The organism is Streptomyces sp. bgisy027 (assembly GCF_057710365.1).
The window spans coordinates 24,109-40,998 of sequence record NZ_JBYIVZ010000026.1 but is presented as its reverse complement, the minus strand read 5'-3'; the positions used below and the strand labels follow the sequence as shown (position 1 = coordinate 40,998).

Below are 16,890 nucleotides of genomic sequence, written 5' to 3'. Positions count from 1 at the left end.
GCAAGTTTTAATGGAGGCACGGCACCCGACCGAGCCTGAGGAGACCTGATGCTGTCCGAGCAGTCCGCCGCCACCGTCCGCGCCACCCTTCCCGTCGTCGGCGCGGCCATCGGCGAGATCACCGAGCGCTTCTACGCCGGGATGTTCGCCGCCCGCCCCGAGCTGCTGCGCGACCTGTTCAACCGCGGCAACCAGGCGGCCGGCACCCAGCGCCAGGCGCTCGCGGGGTCGATCGCCGCCTTCGCGACGCACCTGGTGGCCCGCCCCGACGAGCGGCCCGACGCGATGCTGAGCCGGATCGCCCACAAGCACGCCTCCCTGGGCGTCACGGCGGAGCAGTACGAGATCGTCCACGAGCACCTCTTCACCGCCATCGCCGACGTGCTCGGCGAGGCCGTCACGCCCGAGGTCGCGGCCGCCTGGGACGAGGTCTACTGGCTGATGGCGAACGCGCTGATCGCGATCGAGAAGCGGCTGTACGAGGAGCAGGGCGGGCACGAGTGGCGGGAGTGGGAGGTCGTCGAGCGCGTCGAGGAGACCGCCGACGTCGCCACCTTCCGGCTGCGCCCGGCCGACGGCGGCCCGGTACCCGGCTTCCGGGCCGGGCAGTACGTATCGGTCCAGGTGGAGCTGGCGGACGGGGCCCGGCAGATACGCCAGTACAGCCTCTCCGCCGCGCCCGGCTCACCGGTCCGCCAGTTCAGCGTGAAGCGGGTGCACGGCGAGGCGGGGCCCGACGGCGAGGTCTCCAACCACCTCCACGCGCGCGTGGCGGCCGGTGACCGGCTGCGGCTGTCGGCGCCGTACGGCGATCTCGTGCTCACCGACCTCGCGGCCGACGCGCCGCTGTTCCTCGCCTCCGCCGGCATCGGTGTGACGCCGATGGTCGCCATGCTGGGCCAGCTCGCGGACCAGGGGCACGAGGGTCCGGTGCTGGTCGTGCACGGTGACCGCTCCCCCGCCGAGCACGCGCTGCGCGCGGACCACGAGGCGTACGCCGGGAAGCTGGCGGACGCGTCGGTCCGCTTCTGGTACGAGGACGGCGCCGAGGCGGCCCACCGCACCGGCCTGGTCGACCTCACCGGCGTCGACGTACCGCGGGGCACGCGCGCGTACCTATGCGGCCCGCTGCCCTTCATGCGGGCGGTGCGCACGCAGCTGATCGACCGGGGCGTGGCACCGGCCGACATCCACTACGAGGTGTTCGGGCCGGACCTCTGGCTGGCCCGGGCGGCCTGAGGCCGCAGGGGGCGCAGGGCACGCGGCCGGGAAACCGCACCGGGGCTAAGGCGCCCGGCCGATCTGGAGCAGCAGCGGCCCTGTCGGGTCCGCGGTCACGTCGGCCACCGTCAGCGGGTCCAGCGAGGCGAAGAACGCCTCCTGGGCCCGCCGCAGCGCGCCGCGCAGCCGGCACGCGGAGTTGAGCGGGCAGGGGTGGTCGCCCTCGCACTCGACGACGTCGCCCTCCCCCTCGAAGGCGCGCACGATCGCGCCGACCGAGGCCGTACGGCCCCTGTCTCTGAGCCAGAGCCCGCCGCCGCGGCCCCGGCGGGCGTCGACGAGGCCCATGTGCTGGAGCTCGGCGACGACCTTCGCGGCATGGGTGTACGGCACCTCCATGTCCGCCGCGATCTCACGGGTCGTCGGCGTGGCGTCCCCGAGGACGGCGAGCCGCATCAGGAGGCGCAGTGCCAGATCGGTGGAGCGCAACAGCCGCATGCGAAGAAGCGTAGATAATGCGCATCCGCGGTTCAAAATATGGCCGCCGGGCCGCGGAGCCGCCGGGCTGCCGCCGGTGGACCGGGTCGCCCCGTTCCGGCCTTTCCCTGTCACCTCTCTACGAGAGGTCACTCCTTCCCCATTACGATCAGCGGACCCGACCGTCCCTTTCCCCCCGAAGGACATGACCTCATGGGCTCCGCCAAGAACCAGAGCAACGCGGCGCGCAAGGCGCGCATAGAGGAGATGCGGCGCGCCGAGCGTGCCCGTGAGCGGCGCAACCGGATCCTGACGATAGTGGCCAGCGGCGTGGTGGTCGCGGGCCTCGTCGTCGGCGGTGTCTTCGTCGTGCAGTCCCAGGCCGACAAGGCCGAGGCGAACGACGGCATGGACAAGAAGGACGACAAGACCAAGACCGCGGGCAAGCTCGTCGCGGACGAGGACGGTCTGAAGTCCTGGAAGGGGACGCTGGGCCGCAACCACGTCACCACCACCGTGAAGTACCCGGTGGAGCCCCCGGTCGGCGGCGACCACGACCGGGTCTGGATGAACTGCAACGGCGACGTCTACACCAAGGCCGTCAACAACATGAACGCCGTGCACTCGTTGGAGCACGGCGCCGTGTGGGTGACGTACAACTCCAAGGCGCCCAAGGCCGACGTCGAGGCGCTGGCGGCGAAGGTGAAGGCGACGCCGTACACGCTGATGAGCCCGGACGACGGCCAGCAGGATCCGATCGTGCTGACCGCGTGGGGCGTGCAGCGCACGGTGACCGGCGCGCAGGACCCGAACGTCGGCAAGTTCTTCGAGACCTACGTCCAGGGCAAGCAGACGCCCGAGCCGGGCGCGGCGTGCACGGGCGGTAGGTCGGAGTGAAGCAGCACGTCGGTTGGATCGCGGGGGCCGCGGCGGCACTGCTCGTCGCGGTCGGCGCGCTCACCTACGCCGTCGCCCAGGACGGCGGCGGATCCAGCGGTACGCCGGCCGCGGACTCCGCGGACGCCGGGTTCGCCCGGGACATGGCGGTGCACCACCAGCAGGCCGTGGAGATGTCGTACATCGTGCGCGACCGCACGGACGACAAGGACGTGCGGCTGCTGGCGTACGACATCGCGCAGACGCAGGCCAACCAGCGCGGGATGCTGCTGGGGTGGCTGGATCTGTGGGAGCTGCCGAAGGTGTCGTCGAAGCCTCCGATGAGCTGGATGGGCATGGGTGACATGCCCTCCGCCGGGGACGGATCCCTGATGCCGGGCATGGCGACGAACGCGGAGATGAAGAAGCTCCAGGGCCTCAGCGGCAGGCAGGCGGAGGTCTTCTATCTGCAGCTGATGACGGAGCATCACAAGGGCGGCATCCACATGGCCGAGGGCTGTGTCGACAGGTGCGCGGTCGGCGTGGAGAAGCGGCTCGCGCAGGGCATGGTGGACGGACAGCGGTCGGAGATCGAGCTGATGGCGGACATGCTGAAGGAGCGGGACGCGAAGCCGCGCTCCTAGCTGCCTCGAAGCCGCGCTCCTAGCTGCCTCTGAAGCCTCGCACCCAGCTGCCGCGAAGCCTCGCTCACAGCTGCTGAAATGGCCTTGTCATTGCGTTAGTTGGGACCTTCTTGAGCCGCGCATTCCCCTGGCGTGAACGGTTCGTCGCTTAAGTGGCCACCGTCGGGTGATCCACTCGCACACGAATCGCACAGGGGGTTCCATGAGATCTCGACGTGCCGCGCTGCGCACCTCGGTGAGTCTGGCGGCGACACTGCCTCTCCTCACCGGCGCGCTGGCCATCGGCATACCGGCGGCGCACGCCGCCGACGCCCCGGGCCGCGACCGGCTCGCCGGCACCAAGCCCGCGTGGGCCACGGCCCGGGCGGACAAGGGCGCGACCTCGGACAGCGCGCGGGTCTCCGCGCGTGTCTACCTCGCGGGCCGCGACGCGGCCGGCCTCGCCGCGTACGCGAAGGCCGTGTCGGACCCGGCCTCGGAGTCCTACGGCAAGTATCTGAGCGCCGGGCAGGCGCAGGCCCGCTTCGGCGCGACGAAGGCCCAAGTGGGCGCCGTCAAGAGCTGGTTGAGGGCCGCCGGGCTGAAGGTCACGGGCGTCACGCGGCACTATGTCGCCGTCGGCGGCGATGTGGCCGCCGCGGAGAAGGCGTTCGGCACCCAGCTGCACGACTACACCAAGGGCGCCCGGACCTACCGTGCCCCGGCGACCGCGGCCTCGGTGCCGGATGCCGTGAAGGACGCGGTCCTGACCGTCACCGGCCTCGACGACGCGCCGCACCTGGCGAGCCACCGGGACCAGCTCCCGCCGCCGGAGACGGTGTTCCGCAACGCCGGGCCGTTCTCGACGTACCACGGCTCGAACGTGGCGAAGACGCTGCCGGACGCGTACGGCACGAAGGTCCCGTACGCCGTGAAGGGCTACACCGGCAAGCAGCTGCGCGCCGCGTACGGCGCGGGCAAGCGCACGGGCAAGGGCGTGCGCATCGCCATCACCGACGCGTACGCCTCCCCGACCATCGCCTTCGACGCGGCCACCTACGCCAAGCGCAACGGGGACGCGGCCTGGAGCACCGGTCAGCTGCGGCAGGTCCTGCCCGCGAAGTACACACGGACCAAGGAGTGCTCGGCGGCCGGCTGGTACGGCGAGGAGACCCTGGACGTCGAGTCCGCGCACGCGGTCGCGCCGGGTGCGCAGATCACGTACGTGGGCGCCGCCTCCTGTTACGACGAGGACCTGCTCGACTCGCTGAGCAAGATCGTCGACAACCATCTCGCCGACATCGTCTCCAACTCCTGGGGCGAGACCGAGGACGCGCAGACCCCGGACCTGGCGGCCGCCTACGACCAGGTCTTCCAGTTCGGCGCGGTGGAGGGCATCGGCTTCTACTACTCCTCCGGCGACGACGGCGACGAGGTGGCCGCCAGCGGCACCAAGCAGACGGACATCCCGGCGAGTTCGGCCTGGGTGACGGCGGTCGGCGGCACCTCGCTGGCGGTCGGCAAGGGCGAGAAGTACCTGTGGGAGACCGGCTGGGGCACGCAGAAGGCGACCCTCTCGGCCGACGGGAAGAGCTGGACCGGCTTCCCGGGCGCGTTCACCTCGGGCGCGGGCGGCGGCACCAGCAGGACGGTCGCCGAGCCCTACTACCAGCAGGGCGTCGTCCCGCCCGCGCTGGCGAAGGCCAACAGCGCCGACGGCAACCGGGTGGTGCCGGACATCGCGGCGATCGCCGACCCGAACACCGGGTTCCTGGTGGGCCAGACGCAGACCCTGCCGGACGGCAGGACGCAGGCCTACGACGAGTACCGCCTCGGCGGCACCTCGCTGGCCGCGCCGGTCGTCGCGGCCGTGCAGGCCCTCGCGCAGGAGGCGGCCGGCAAGCCTCTCGGCTTCGCCAACCCCGCGATCTACGCGCGGTACGGCTCGAAGGCGTACCACGACGTCACGGACAACCCGACGGGCTCGTCACTCGCGGTGGCCCGCGTCGACTTCGTCAACGGCCATGACGCGACGGGCGGCCTGAGCACGTCCGTCCGCAGCCTCGGCAAGGACAGTTCGCTGAGCGCCGTGAAGGGCTACGACGACGTGACGGGCGTGGGCACGCCCGCGGGCGGCTATGTGGAGTCGTACAGGCGCCGCTGATCACCGGCAGAAGGAGGCGCCCCGCCGACGGGGGAAGATCGGCGGGGCGCTTGGTGCCGCAGTGGTTCAGGGGTGGCGGCGGACCGAGCTCAGAGGTGCCGGAAGGTCCGGCTCAGTGGACGGAGTGCTCTTCCAGCGGGAACGTGCCGCCCACGACGTCGTCCGCGAACGCCTTCGCCGCGTCGCCCATGGCCCGGCGCAGGTCGGCGTACTGCTTGACGAACTTGGGGACGCGGCCGCCGGTCAGGCCCATCATGTCCGTCCATACCAGGACCTGTGCGTCGGTCTCCGGGCCGGCGCCGATGCCGACGGTCGGGATGTGCAGGACGCGCGTCACCTCGGCCGCCAGCTCCGCCGGGACCAGCTCCAGGACGACCGCGAACGCGCCCGCGTCCTGGACCGCCTTGGCGTCGCGCAGCAGCTGCTGGGCCGCCTCCTCGCCGCGGCCCTGGACGCGGTAGCCCATGGCGTTGACGGACTGCGGGGTCAGGCCGATGTGCGCCATCACCGGGATGCCGGACTCGACGAGCAGCTCGATCTGGCGGTGCGAGCGCTCGCCGCCCTCCAGCTTGACCGCGCCGACGCCGGCCTCCTTGACCAGCCGGGTCGCCGAGCGCAGCGCCTGCACCGGGCCCTCCTGGTACGAGCCGAAGGGCAGGTCGCCGACGATGAGGGCGCGTGAGGTGCCGCGTACGACGGCCGCCGAGAGCATGGTCATCTCGTCGAGCGTCACGGGCACGGTGGTCTCGTAGCCGAGGTGGCAGTTGCCCGCCGAGTCGCCGACGAGCATGACCGGGATGCCGGCCTCGTCGAAGACGGACGCGGTCATCGCGTCGTAGGCGGTGAGCATGGGCCACTTCTCACCTCGCTCCTTGGCGAGGGCGATGTCCCGAACAGTGATGCGCCGCGTGCCCTTGCCCCCGTACAGCGCCTTGCTGCCGTCGGAGGTCTTCGCCTGAGGCGTCTGGGCAGCCGAAAGCTGCGTCATTGCAACGGCTCCTTCTGTCATCTCGAGGCGCCCTGACGGCGTCCCCGGATCCTCTCCATGGTGGCACCTCGTGCCAGTCGGGGCCAGGCCCCCTCGTGTGAGTTCCACCCCCGCGTAAGTTCTCGGTAAGAAATTAAGATACGAGACGGTTCCGTATCGTAAATAAGGTAGCTTCGAGCGCATGACTTCTCCCGCCGCTCCAGCAACCCGCATACCCGAAGCGGTGCACCGGCGCCGCTGGGCAATCCTCGGCGTGCTGATGCTCAGCCTGCTGATCGTCGTGCTGGACAACTCCATCCTGAACGTCGCCATCAAGACCATCTCGACCCCCGCGCCCACCGGCCTCGGCGCCACGCAGAGCGAGCTGGAGTGGGCGATCAACGCCTACACCCTCGTCTTCGCGGGCCTGCTGTTCAGCGCGGGCATCCTGGGCGACCGGCTCGGCCGCAAGAAGGTGCTGCTCGGCGGACTCGCCGTGTTCGGCATCGGCTCCGCGCTCGCCGCGTTCTCCGGCTCCCCCGGTGAGCTGATCGCCTTCCGCGCGGTGATGGGCCTCGGCGCGGCCTTCGTCATGCCGGCCACCCTCGCCGTGCTGATGAACGTCTTCGAGCGGGACGAGCAGCCCAAGGCCATCGGCATCTGGGCCGGCGGCGTCGGACTCGCCATCGCCATCGGCCCCATCACCGGCGGTGTACTGCTCGACCACTTCTGGTGGGGCTCGGTCTTCCTCATCAACGTGCCGATCGTGCTGCTCGCCCTCGGGCTGATGCTGTGGCTGGTCCCGGACTCGCGCGACCCGAACCCCGGCCGGATCGACCCCGTCGGCGTGGTGCTCTCCGTCGTCGGCCTGGTCCTGCTCGTCTACGGCATCATCAAGGGCGGCCAGCTCGCCGACTTCACCGACGTGACGGTCCTCACGACGATCGCCGCCGGTCTCGCCGTGCTCGCCGCCTTCGTTGTGTTCGAGAAGCGCAGCGACCATCCGTCCATCGACATCACCTACTTCCGCAACAAGGTCTTCTCGGCCGCGATCGGCGTCATCGCGCTGGTCTTCTTCGCGCTGATGGGCGTGACCTTCTTCTCGGTCTTCTACACCCAGAGCGTGCGCGGCTACTCGCCGCTGGAGACCGGTCTGCTGATGCTGCCGCTGGCCGCCGCGCAGATGATCTTCGCACCGCGCGCCCGGCTGCTGGTCGACCGGTTCGGCAACCGGGCCACGACGACCGGCGCCATGCTCCTGATCGCGCTCACGCTGGCCGCGTTCGCGACCTTCGAGGCGGACACGCCGATCTGGCTGCTGGAGGTCGTGTTCTTCCTCATGGGCGCCGCCATGGCCCACATCATGACGCCCATCAGCGTCGTCATCATGCAGGCCCTGCCCCGCGAGAAGGCCGGTTCCGCCTCCGCACTGAGCAACACCTTCCGCCAGGTCGGCGGCGCCCTCGGCATCGCCGTCCTCGGCTCGGTCCTGTCGACGGCGTACCGGGGCGACATCGAGGACCGGCTCACGGCGCTGCCGGAGGGCCTGCGGCACACCGCGGGCGAGTCCATCGAGGCCACGCTCGGCGTCGCCGACCGGCTCGGCCCGCGCGGCGAGGCGCTCATCGGCCCGGCGCACGACGCGTTCCTGCACGCCATGCACATCACGGCGCTGTGGGGCGCCGGGATCGCGGTGCTCGGCGCGGTGGTCGTGGCGCTGTTCCTGCCGGGGCGGCCCGCCGCCGCCCAGAAGAGCGAGGAGGAGCAGGAGTTGGTGGCCTCGGAGTAGCGCAACGCGCTCATGCGGCCGGCGCGCGCCACGGTGCCGTACCCGGGGGACAATCAGCACAGCCCACGGAAAGGACCGAGCAAGTGAGCCTCGCCGACAGTCATCCCCGGCCGGGCGGCCCCGGCCTGGGCCGCCCCCGCAGCGAGGCCGTGGAGCGGTCCATCATCGAGGGCGTCATCAGACTGCTGGAGGAGGGCGTGCCGCTCGCGGAGCTGTCCATCGAGCGCATCGCCCGCACCGCCGGCGTCGGCAAGGCCACCATCTACCGCCGCTGGAACGGCAAGGAGGAGCTCTTCGTCGACGTCGTGCGCGCCGCCGAGCCCCCGGACCCCGAACTGCCCGGCACCTCGGTGCGCGACGATCTCGTGACGCTGCTGGAGCAGTTGCGCAGGCGCGGCCTGATGACCCGTTCGTCGGTGCTCCTGCACAACGTCATCGCCCAGATGAAGCGCAGCCCGAAGATCTGGGACGCCTACCACTCGATCGTGGTCGAGCCGCGGCGCAGGACACAGCACGCGATCCTGCGCCGCGGGCAGGAGGGCGGCGAACTGCGCACGGACATCGACGTCGACGTGATGAACGACATGATCTTCGGCCCGATGCTGGTGCGTGCCGTCATGCGCCCGGACGCCGACCTGCCCGAAGGGCTGTCGGAGCAGATGGTCGACGCCGTGCTCGAAGGTCTACGGCCCGTCAGTTCGCGCACTCCGTAGTACGCATGTGCGCGTTTCGTCACAGAGCGCGCTTTCCCCGCCGGTCACTGGAACTCGGCGAGCCGACTTGTACGTCCTCGCCCCCGTACGGCCGTCATGAGTACGGCATGAACGGAGCCGATCATCCCCTAGGGTTTCTTTGGGCGCGGGGGGACGACGGTGTGCACGGCAGGTAGTGAGGCGACGGTATGGCGCAGCAGGCGTACGTGACGGAGACGGACAGCGGCGGCTCGGAGCCCGGCCGCCGGGAATCCGGGCTCCGGCGCCTGCCAGGACGCCTGGTCTCGGGCTGGCGCGGCGACCCGCGCATCTGGCGGCGCGGGATCTTGCTGGCCGCCGTCGCGGTGGTCCTCGCCCTGGTCATGGGGCTGCACGCGCGGATCCCGAACGCCATCGGCAACCTCGGCTCCCTGACCGAGACGTTTCTGCCCTGGCTGGGCCTGCTCATCCCGGTACTCGTGCTGCTGGGCCTGGTGCGCAAGTCGGCGACCGCGCTGATCGCGGTGCTGCTCCCGGCGATCGTCTGGCTGAATCTCTTCGGCGGCCAGCTCAGCGACAAGACCGGCTCCGGCGGCGATCTGACGGTGGCCACGCACAACGTCAACGCCGACAACACCGATCCCGCAGGCACCGCCCAGGACGTGGCCGCGTCCGGCGCGGACGTCGTGGCGCTGGAGGAGCTGACGGCCGACGCGGTGCCGACGTACGAGAAGGCGCTGGCGTCGACGTACAAGTACCACTCGGTGCAGGGCACGGTCGGGCTGTGGAGCAAGTACCCGCTGAACGGCGTCCGGTCCGTCGACATCCAGCTGGGATGGACCCGCGCCATGCGGGCCGCGGTGACCACGCCGGCCGGGCAGGTCGCGGTGTACGTGGCCCATCTGCCCTCGGTACGCGTGAAGATGGAGGCCGGGTTCACCGCCCGGCAGCGCGACAAGAGCGCCGACGCGCTGGGCGAGGCCATCGTCGACGAGCCGCTTCAGAAAGTCGTCCTGCTCGGCGACCTGAACGGCACGATGAACGACCGCGCGCTGCGGGCCATCACCGCCCAGATGCGTTCCACGCAGGGCGCCTCGGGCAGCGGGATGGGATTCAGCTGGCCGGCCTCGTTCCCGATGGCGCGGATCGACCAGATCATGGTGAAGGGCATCGAGCCGATGAGCTCGTGGACGCTGCCGGAGACGGGCAGCGACCATCTACCGATCGCCGCGCGTGTGAAGGTCGACACATCCGCGTCCTGAGAATCCCAGGTCAGCGCCGTCTGGACGGCTGTGCGCAACCGGGCTGTCATCTCCCGGAATACTGCGCCTGAGAGACTTTGTTCCGTACTTGAACATACGAAGTCGTGGAACACCGCTCTCGACACCCCGAAAGGCAAAGGCACTCCATGCCCCTGGCCCTGCTCGCCCTCGCCGTGGGCGCGTTCGGTATCGGTACGACCGAGTTCGTGATGATGGGCCTGCTGCCCGAAGTCGCGGACGACCTGGACATCTCGATCCCCACCGCCGGGCATCTGGTCTCGGCCTACGCCCTCGGCGTCGTCATCGGCGCCCCGCTGCTCGCCGCGGTCACGGCACGGATGCCGCGCCGCACCGTGCTGATCGGCCTGATGGCCCTGTTCGTCGCGGGCAACGCCCTGTCGGCGTTCGCGCCTGACTACGACTGGCTGGTGGCCGCCCGGTTCCTGAGCGGCCTGCCGCACGGCGCCTTCTTCGGCGTCGGCGCGGTCGTGGCGACGAGCATGGTCGCGCCGGAGCGCAAGGCCCGCTCCGTGTCGCTGATGTTCCTGGGCCTGACGGTGGCCAACATCGCGGGCGTGCCCGCGGGCACCCTCATGGGGCAGCACCTGGGCTGGCGGGCCACGTTCCTCGGCGTGAGCGCGATCGGTCTGGCGGCGATGGCGTCGCTGGCGCTGCTGATCCCGCGCGCGCAGCAGAGCGCGGCGCCGCCCGCCGGGCTGCGCGGCGAGCTGGCGGCGCTGCGCTCGGTGCCGGTGTGGCTGGCGCTCGGCACGACGGTCGCGGGCTTCGGGGCGCTCTTCGCCGCGTACAGCTATGTCACGCCGATGCTGACGGACGCCGCCGGGTACGCCGACAGCAGTGTCACGCTGCTGCTGGCGCTGTTCGGTGTGGGTGCGACCGCCGGCAACCTGCTGGGCGGGCGGCTGGCGGACCACGCGATGCGAGGCACGCTGTTCGCGGGTCTGATCTCGCTGGCGGCGGTCCTGGCGCTGTTCCCGCTGCTGATGTCCACGGCGTGGACTGCGGCCCTGGCTGTGGCCCTGCTCGGCATGGCGGCGTTCGTGACCGGCTCGCCGCTGAACCTGATGGTGATGGAGAAGGCGGCGTCGGCCCCGTCGCTGGCGTCCTCGGCCAACCAGGCGGCCTTCAACCTCGCGAATGCCGGCGGCGCCTGGATCGGCGGGCTGGCCCTCGCGGCGGGCTTCGGGGTGACGTCCCCGGCGCTGGCGGGGGCGGTGCTGGCGGTGCTGGGGCTCGGCGTGGCCGGTGCGGCGTATGCCGTGGACCGGCGGCGCGGTGTTGAGTCCTCCGGGCGGGAGCGGGTGGTTGCCGGGCGGGTTCCGCGGCCGGCCGAAACGGTTCAGCGCTGAGGTCGTCCGGGTAGGGCGCGACTACGGATGTGGCACGGTGAGCCGTCGGTCGGGTGCCGCGCCGTCGTGGCTGGTCGCGCGGTTCCCCGCGCCCCTTTTGGGCTCCTGCGGGGCCCTCGGGGGCGTTGTTCTCAGGTCTCTTGGCTGTCTGTCGGTGGGCTGTCGGTGGTTTGTCGGTGGCGACTGGCACTGTCGTTGCCATGACGCGAATCGACATGAAGCCGGGCGGCGCGGCCAGCGCCGTCTCCGTGCGGGGGTTGGTCAAGCACTACGGCGAGACCAAGGCTCTGGACGGTGTGGACCTGGAAGTACGTGAGGGCACCGTCATGGGGGTGCTGGGACCGAACGGGGCGGGCAAGACCACCCTGGTGCGGATCCTGTCGACGCTGCTGGCGCCGGACGCCGGGCAGGCCACCGTCGTCGGGTACGACGTCGTGCGCCAGCCGCGGCAGCTGCGCCGCGTGATCGGGCTGACCGGGCAGTACGCCTCCGTGGACGAGAAGCTCCCGGGGTGGGAGAACCTGTATCTGATCGGGCGGCTGCTCGACCTCCCGCGCAAGGAGGCCCGCACACGTGCCGACGAACTGCTGGAGCGGTTCTCGCTGACGGAGGCGGCCAAGCGGCCGGCCTCCACCTACTCCGGCGGGATGCGGCGCCGGCTCGACCTGGCCGCCTCCATGATCGGCCGGCCGGCCGTGCTGTTCCTCGACGAGCCGACGACAGGGCTCGACCCACGCACCCGCAACGAGGTGTGGGACGAGGTCAAGGCCATGGTCGGGGACGGGGTGACCGTGCTGCTGACCACGCAGTACATGGAGGAGGCCGAGCAGCTCGCCACCGAGCTGACCGTCGTCGACCGCGGCAAGGTCGTCGCCGGCGGCGGCATCGAGGAGCTCAAGGCGAAGGTGGGCGGGCGCACGCTCCGGGTCCGCCCGGTCGACCCGCTCCAGCTGCGCCCGCTCGCCGGGTACCTCGACGACCTCGGCATCACCGGGCTGGCCGCCACCACCGTGGACACCACGGGCGGCAGCCTGCTGGTCCCGATCCTCAGCGACGAGCAGCTGACGGCCGTCGTCGGCGCCATCACCTCCCGAGGCGTCACGCTCGCCTCCATCACCACCGAACTGCCCAGCCTCGACGAGGTGTTCCTGTCCCTCACCGGCCACCGCGCCAGTGCCCCGCAGGACACCGTGCCCACCGACGACCGCGAGGAGGTCGCCGTATGAGCGCCACCACCATGACCCACGCCGACATCAAGGGCGACGCGCGCATCCCGCTGCGCGGGCACCTGCGGCACACCGGCGCGCTCGTGCGCCGCAACCTGCTGTGGATCCGGCAGGACCCGGAGTCGATGGCCGACGCGCTGCTGATGCCGGTCATCTTCACCCTGCTGTTCGTGTTCGTCTTCGGCGGCTCGATCGGGCAGGCTCTGGGCGGCGGCCAGGACCAGTACGTGCAGTACGTGATCCCCGGCATGATCGCGATGATGAGCATGACGCTCTCCCAGGGCGTCGGCACCGGCTTCAGCCAGGACTTCAACTCCGGTGTCATGGACCGTTTCCGGTCCCTGCCCATCGGGCGCGGCTCGGTGCTCTTCGCGAAGATCTCCGTGGAACTGCTGCGGATGCTGTTCGCCACCGCCGTACTGATGATCGTCGCCGTCCTGGTCGGCTTCGACATCGCCAGCTGGCCCGGCCTGTTCGCGACCGTGGCCCTGTCCACGGCGTTCGCCTCGTCGATCATGTGGGTGTTCCTCACCCTCGGCGTGATCATGAAGAGCGCGCAGTCCGTGCAGGCGATGGGCTTCCTGGTGCTGTTCCCGCTGCAGTTCGGCTCGTCGATCTTCGCGCCGACGGACTCGATGCCGGGCTGGCTCCAGCGCTTCACCGACTACAACCCGCTGTCCACCCTCGCGGACGCCTCGCGCGGCCTGATGGTGGGCGGGCCCGTCGCGCACGACCTGTGGGTGACGCTCGGCTGGTCGGTGGCGATCACGGCGGTCATGGCGCCGGTCGCGATCCACAAGTTCCGTACGAAGAGCTGACGTCGTCCTCGCGGACGGGTCGGACGAGGGCGGCGGCCTCCTGGGGGGAGAGTCCGCCGCCTTCCGCGTACGCCGCCTCGAACGCCTCCTCGCCGAGTGCGGCGCGCAGCACCTTCGTGGCCCTGGCGCGGGTCTCGCGCTCCACGGTCGTCGGGGCGTGGTTGTGCGGCAGCAGCGCGTCGCCGGCGGCGAGGCAGCGGGCCCCGTCGCGGGCGCGGCTCCCGCCGTCGGCGCCGGCCATGGCGACCGCGGCGACGTGCAGGTACATCGCGGGCATGTGCGGGGCGATGGCCTGCGACAGCGGCTCCTCCGCCCGCTCCAGGGCGAGGCGGATCTTGGCCAGGCCGGCCTCGTAGCAGTCGTCGGCGACCTCCACGAACGCCTCCATGCCGAGGATGAAGCCGTCGAAGATGACGAAGTGTGCGATCTTGAACTGCTCGCGCAGCAGCCGGATCTGCTCACGCGACTCGGTGGTCCGGCCGGTCATGGCGAGCCACCCGGCGAGGAAGAGCCGCGCGGCGGGCATCGCCTCGTTGGCCGCGCCCTCCTGGCCCGCGATCACCTCGCGCAGCAGCAGTTCGCCCTGCTCGGGCTCGCCGGTCTCCATCAGCGCGCTGCCGAGCCGGGCCTTGAGGACCGACTGCTGGGCGCGGGCGCCGAGGCGCTCGGCGATCTCGATCGCCGCCCGGTAGTCCTCGGCCGCCAGGTCGTGCCGGCCCTTGCGTTCGTAGGCCTCGGCCCGCGCGGAGAACGCCTCGGCGGTGCCCCACAGGTCGCCGAGCCGCCGGAAGATCTCCAGCGACTCCTCGGCGTCCCGGGTCGCGTCGCCCGCCCAGTCGCTGCGGTTGGCGTACAGGTTGGCCCGCCACTGCAGGCCGGAGGCGAGCTCCCACTCGTAGCCGGGTGTCTCGCGGGAGGTGCGGACGGTGGCGTCGACGACCGTGCGCAGCCGCGGCACGTCCCCGGAGAGCATCACGGCGAAGAACCAGAGCATGCCGGGGACGCGGCAGGTCTGTGGCTGGCCGGGCTCGTAGGTGGCGGCGATGGACCGCAGCTTCGTCTGCGCCTCGGGGGACTGCCAGGCGTCCAGCTCGGTGTCCATGCAGGCGAGATGCACCAGATGCAGACCGCGCCGGGCCTCGGCGAGGACCTCCCCGGTCCACGGCGGCGGGCTGTCGGTGCAGCGCTCCCACACGGAGGCGGCGGGGCGGGGGGTCGCGGGGAACGGGTCGGGGCCGAGGACCATGACCTCCCGGGACCAGTTGCGGGCCTCGATCTTCAGATCGCGCAGCTGCCAGTACCAGGCCAGGGACAGGATCATGCACAGCGCCTCCTGCTCCTCGCGGCCGGTGACGGCGTGGCGCAGGGCGGTGCGCAGGTTCTCGTACTCGCGCTCCAGCCGCTCGACGGCGGCGAGCTGGCCGGGGCCGCGCAGCAGCGGGTCGGTGGTGCGGGCGAGTTCGCGGTAGTACGTCAGATGCGCGCGCCCGGCCTGCGCGCGCTGCCCGGCCTCGTCGAGCCGTTCACCGGCGTACTCGGCGACGGTCTCCAGGAGCCGGTAGCGCATCTCGCCGTCGCCCGAGGGAGCGGCCACGACCAGCGACTTGTCGACGAGGGAGCCGAGCGCCTCCAGGGCGGACGGCCCGCACACGGCCTCGGCGGCGGTGAGGTCGCAGCCGCCCGCGAAGACCGACAGCCGCCGCAGCACCTCGCGTTCGTCCTCGTCGAGCAGCTCCCAGGACCAGTCGACGACGGCCCGCAGCGTCTGCTGGCGGGGCAGGACGGTACGGCTGCCGGAGGTGAGCAGCCGAAAGCGGTCGTCGAGGCGGTCGGCGATCTGGCGGGGCGTGAGCATGCGCAGGCGGGCGGCGGCGAGTTCGATGGCGAGGGGCAGACCGTCGAGCCGCCGGCAGATCTCCGCGCAGCCCTCCGGGTCGTCCTCGATCCGGAACCCCGGCCGCGCCGCGGATCCCCGGTCGGCGAGCAGCCGCAGCGCGACCGGCTCGGGCAACGGGTCCACGGGGCGCAGCAACTCCCCCGGTACGCCCAGGGGTTCGCGGCTGGTGGCCATGACGGTCAGCCCCGGACAGCGCTCCAGCAGCTCCTCCACCAGGCGGGCGGCGGCCTCGACGACATGCTCGCAGTTGTCGAGGATCAGCAGCATCCGGCGTTTGCCGCAGTGCTCGGCGAGCCGCTCGACGGGGTCGTCGGACCGGTCGGATCCGGCCCGCATGGCCTCGGCGCCGGCGCCGTACAGCACGGTCTCGCGGGCGCCCACGGCGGTGAGCACGGCCTCCGGCACGGCCCCGGGATCGTCGACCGGCGCGAGCTCGGCCAGCCACACCCCGTCCGGCGCCCCGTCCCGCACGCGCTCGGCGGCCTCCTGCGACAGCCGTGTCTTCCCGGCACCGCCGGGGCCGAGCAGGGTGACCAGCCGGGCGGCGGTGAGGTCGCCACGAAGGGCATCGATGTCGCTCTCGCGACCGACGAAGGAGGTGAGGCGGGCGCGGAGGTTGCCGGTGGGTGGAGGTGGTGCGGGCATGTCCGTGTCGGCGGGCCCCGGGTCGTGAGCCACTGCTCCGGTGTCGATGTCGTGACGGATGCGAGCGGCGTGTACCGATTCGTAGGCGATGGCACCGCGCGTACGCGAACCGGTCCCTCCTCGGTACGCGTCCTGCGTCGGCCGGAGCAGCTCCCCGTGCAGGGACCGCAGTTCCGGTCCCGGGTCCGAGCCGAGCCGGTCCGCCAGAAGGTCGCGTACGCCCTCGTAGGCCGCAAGTGCCTCCGCAGTACGGCCCGTGTCGCGCAGGGCGCGCAGACGCAGGGCCTGGAGGGGTTCGTCGAGCGGATGGGTGTCGCACAAGGCGGTCAGCTCGGGCAGGGACTGATCGGCGTGACCGAGGGCGAGGGCGGCGGCGTGCCGGGCGCGCAGGGCGTCGAGGCGGCGGGTCTCCTGGCGGGCCGCCTCGGCGGTGCGGTCGGGGAGGTCGGCGAGGGCGGGGCCGCGCCACAGGGCGAGAGCGTCGTCGAGGGCGCCGGCCGCCTTGGCGGGGTCGCCGTCGGCCAGAGCACGCAGGCCCTCGCCGACCAGCCGCTCGAAATGGTGCAGGTCGATGTCGTCGGGGGCAGCCACGAGCCGGTATCCCCCTTCGACCGAGGCAACCGCGTCCGCGCCGAGCGCCCGGCGGAGCCGGCCCACCAGCGCCTGCAGCGCACCGTGCGCGTCGGTGGGCGGATCACCATCCCACACCTCGTTCACCAGCAGCCCTGCGGGCACACTCCGACCGCCCCGCAGAGCCAGCACGGTGAGAAGGGCGCGCAGCCTTGCCCCGCCGATCGGAACGGTCGTGCCGTCGGGGCGGAGTGCCTGGGTCGTACCGAGGACGCAATAGCGCACGGGGGCAT

Annotated in this window: 13 protein-coding genes; 10 read left to right on the top strand and 3 right to left on the bottom strand. The window is 71.7% G+C overall.

The window, feature by feature from the left end; genetic code table 11:
• The first annotated feature begins 48 nt into the window (after nt 1-48).
• Entirely contained in the window at nt 49-1,239 is a 1,191-nt protein-coding gene (locus AC3ETA_RS25850) for a globin domain-containing protein (RefSeq protein ID WP_432195291.1), read from the top strand.
• 45 nt (nt 1,240-1,284) lie between these two features.
• On the opposite strand, the gene AC3ETA_RS25845 is transcribed toward AC3ETA_RS25850, so the two are convergent.
• Nucleotides 1,285-1,719, bottom strand: coding sequence for an Rrf2 family transcriptional regulator (locus AC3ETA_RS25845; RefSeq protein WP_432195290.1), 435 nt, complete (start codon nt 1,717-1,719; stop codon nt 1,285-1,287).
• Between the two features lie 192 nt (nt 1,720-1,911).
• Between AC3ETA_RS25845 and AC3ETA_RS25840 the strand changes: the two genes are divergently transcribed.
• From AC3ETA_RS25840 to AC3ETA_RS25830, 3 genes are all read left to right on the top strand, one after another.
• On the top strand, nt 1,912-2,595 hold the full coding sequence (locus AC3ETA_RS25840; protein ID WP_432195289.1) for a thioredoxin-like domain-containing protein: 684 nt from the start codon (nt 1,912-1,914) through the stop codon (nt 2,593-2,595).
• Nucleotides 2,592-3,218, top strand: a complete 627-nt coding sequence (locus AC3ETA_RS25835; RefSeq protein WP_432195288.1) for a DUF305 domain-containing protein — start codon at nt 2,592-2,594, stop codon at nt 3,216-3,218. The genes AC3ETA_RS25840 and AC3ETA_RS25835 overlap by 4 nt, the downstream gene beginning before the upstream one ends.
• 202 nt (nt 3,219-3,420) lie before the next feature.
• Nucleotides 3,421-5,361, top strand: a complete 1,941-nt coding sequence (locus tag AC3ETA_RS25830) for a S53 family peptidase (protein ID WP_432195287.1) — start codon at nt 3,421-3,423, stop codon at nt 5,359-5,361.
• A gap of 112 nt (nt 5,362-5,473) precedes the next feature.
• Here AC3ETA_RS25830 and panB read toward each other — a convergent pair whose 3' ends face one another.
• Nucleotides 5,474-6,349, bottom strand: a complete 876-nt coding sequence (gene panB / locus AC3ETA_RS25825) for a 3-methyl-2-oxobutanoate hydroxymethyltransferase (protein WP_432195286.1) — start codon at nt 6,347-6,349, stop codon at nt 5,474-5,476.
• 181 nt (nt 6,350-6,530) lie between these two features.
• Here panB and AC3ETA_RS25820 point away from each other — a divergent pair, with 181 nt between their 5' ends.
• The 6 genes from AC3ETA_RS25820 (at nt 6,531) to AC3ETA_RS25795 (ending at nt 13,485) form a co-directional block, all read left to right on the top strand.
• Nucleotides 6,531-8,117, top strand: coding sequence for an MFS transporter (locus AC3ETA_RS25820; protein ID WP_432195285.1), 1,587 nt, complete (start codon nt 6,531-6,533; stop codon nt 8,115-8,117).
• A gap of 83 nt (nt 8,118-8,200) precedes the next feature.
• Nucleotides 8,201-8,830, top strand: a complete 630-nt coding sequence (locus AC3ETA_RS25815; RefSeq protein ID WP_432195284.1) for a TetR/AcrR family transcriptional regulator — start codon at nt 8,201-8,203, stop codon at nt 8,828-8,830.
• A gap of 188 nt (nt 8,831-9,018) precedes the next feature.
• Nucleotides 9,019-10,071 (top strand): endonuclease/exonuclease/phosphatase family protein, encoded by a 1,053-nt coding sequence (locus AC3ETA_RS25810; protein ID WP_432195283.1) that lies wholly within the window; start codon nt 9,019-9,021, stop codon nt 10,069-10,071.
• 146 nt (nt 10,072-10,217) lie between these two features.
• A complete protein-coding gene (locus tag AC3ETA_RS25805) occupies nt 10,218-11,441 on the top strand; it encodes an MFS transporter (RefSeq protein ID WP_432195282.1) in 1,224 nt (407 codons plus the stop codon).
• A 200-nt stretch (nt 11,442-11,641) separates the two neighbouring features.
• The gene (locus tag AC3ETA_RS25800) at nt 11,642-12,667 is read left to right on the top strand and encodes an ATP-binding cassette domain-containing protein (protein ID WP_432195281.1); all 1,026 of its coding nucleotides are present in this window, start codon (nt 11,642-11,644) and stop codon (nt 12,665-12,667) included.
• Complete coding sequence (locus tag AC3ETA_RS25795) at nt 12,664-13,485, top strand: ABC transporter permease (RefSeq protein WP_432195280.1); 822 nt, start codon at nt 12,664-12,666, stop codon at nt 13,483-13,485. The genes AC3ETA_RS25800 and AC3ETA_RS25795 overlap by 4 nt, the downstream gene beginning before the upstream one ends.
• Here AC3ETA_RS25795 and AC3ETA_RS25790 read toward each other — a convergent pair.
• Nucleotides 13,442-16,882, bottom strand: a complete 3,441-nt coding sequence (locus tag AC3ETA_RS25790) for an AfsR/SARP family transcriptional regulator (RefSeq protein WP_432195279.1) — start codon at nt 16,880-16,882, stop codon at nt 13,442-13,444. The two genes, AC3ETA_RS25795 and AC3ETA_RS25790, sit on opposite strands and share 44 nt — an antisense overlap.
• Nucleotides 16,883-16,890: the final 8 nt, after the last annotated feature.

Excerpts from the sequence above, each read along its gene's own strand:
- AC3ETA_RS25850 (WP_432195291.1), top strand. The coding sequence starts at position 49 with ATGCTGTCCGAGCAGTCCGCCGCCACCGTCCGCGCCACCCTTCCCGTC.
- AC3ETA_RS25845 (WP_432195290.1), bottom strand. The coding sequence starts at position 1,719 with ATGCGGCTGTTGCGCTCCACCGATCTGGCACTGCGCCTCCTGATGCGG.
- AC3ETA_RS25840 (WP_432195289.1), top strand. The coding sequence starts at position 1,912 with ATGGGCTCCGCCAAGAACCAGAGCAACGCGGCGCGCAAGGCGCGCATA.
- AC3ETA_RS25830 (WP_432195287.1), top strand. The coding sequence starts at position 3,421 with ATGAGATCTCGACGTGCCGCGCTGCGCACCTCGGTGAGTCTGGCGGCG.
- panB (WP_432195286.1), bottom strand. The coding sequence starts at position 6,349 with ATGACGCAGCTTTCGGCTGCCCAGACGCCTCAGGCGAAGACCTCCGAC.
- AC3ETA_RS25820 (WP_432195285.1), top strand. The coding sequence starts at position 6,531 with ATGACTTCTCCCGCCGCTCCAGCAACCCGCATACCCGAAGCGGTGCAC.
- AC3ETA_RS25810 (WP_432195283.1), top strand. The coding sequence starts at position 9,019 with ATGGCGCAGCAGGCGTACGTGACGGAGACGGACAGCGGCGGCTCGGAG.
- AC3ETA_RS25805 (WP_432195282.1), top strand. The coding sequence starts at position 10,218 with ATGCCCCTGGCCCTGCTCGCCCTCGCCGTGGGCGCGTTCGGTATCGGT.
- AC3ETA_RS25800 (WP_432195281.1), top strand. The coding sequence starts at position 11,642 with ATGACGCGAATCGACATGAAGCCGGGCGGCGCGGCCAGCGCCGTCTCC.
- AC3ETA_RS25795 (WP_432195280.1), top strand. The coding sequence starts at position 12,664 with ATGAGCGCCACCACCATGACCCACGCCGACATCAAGGGCGACGCGCGC.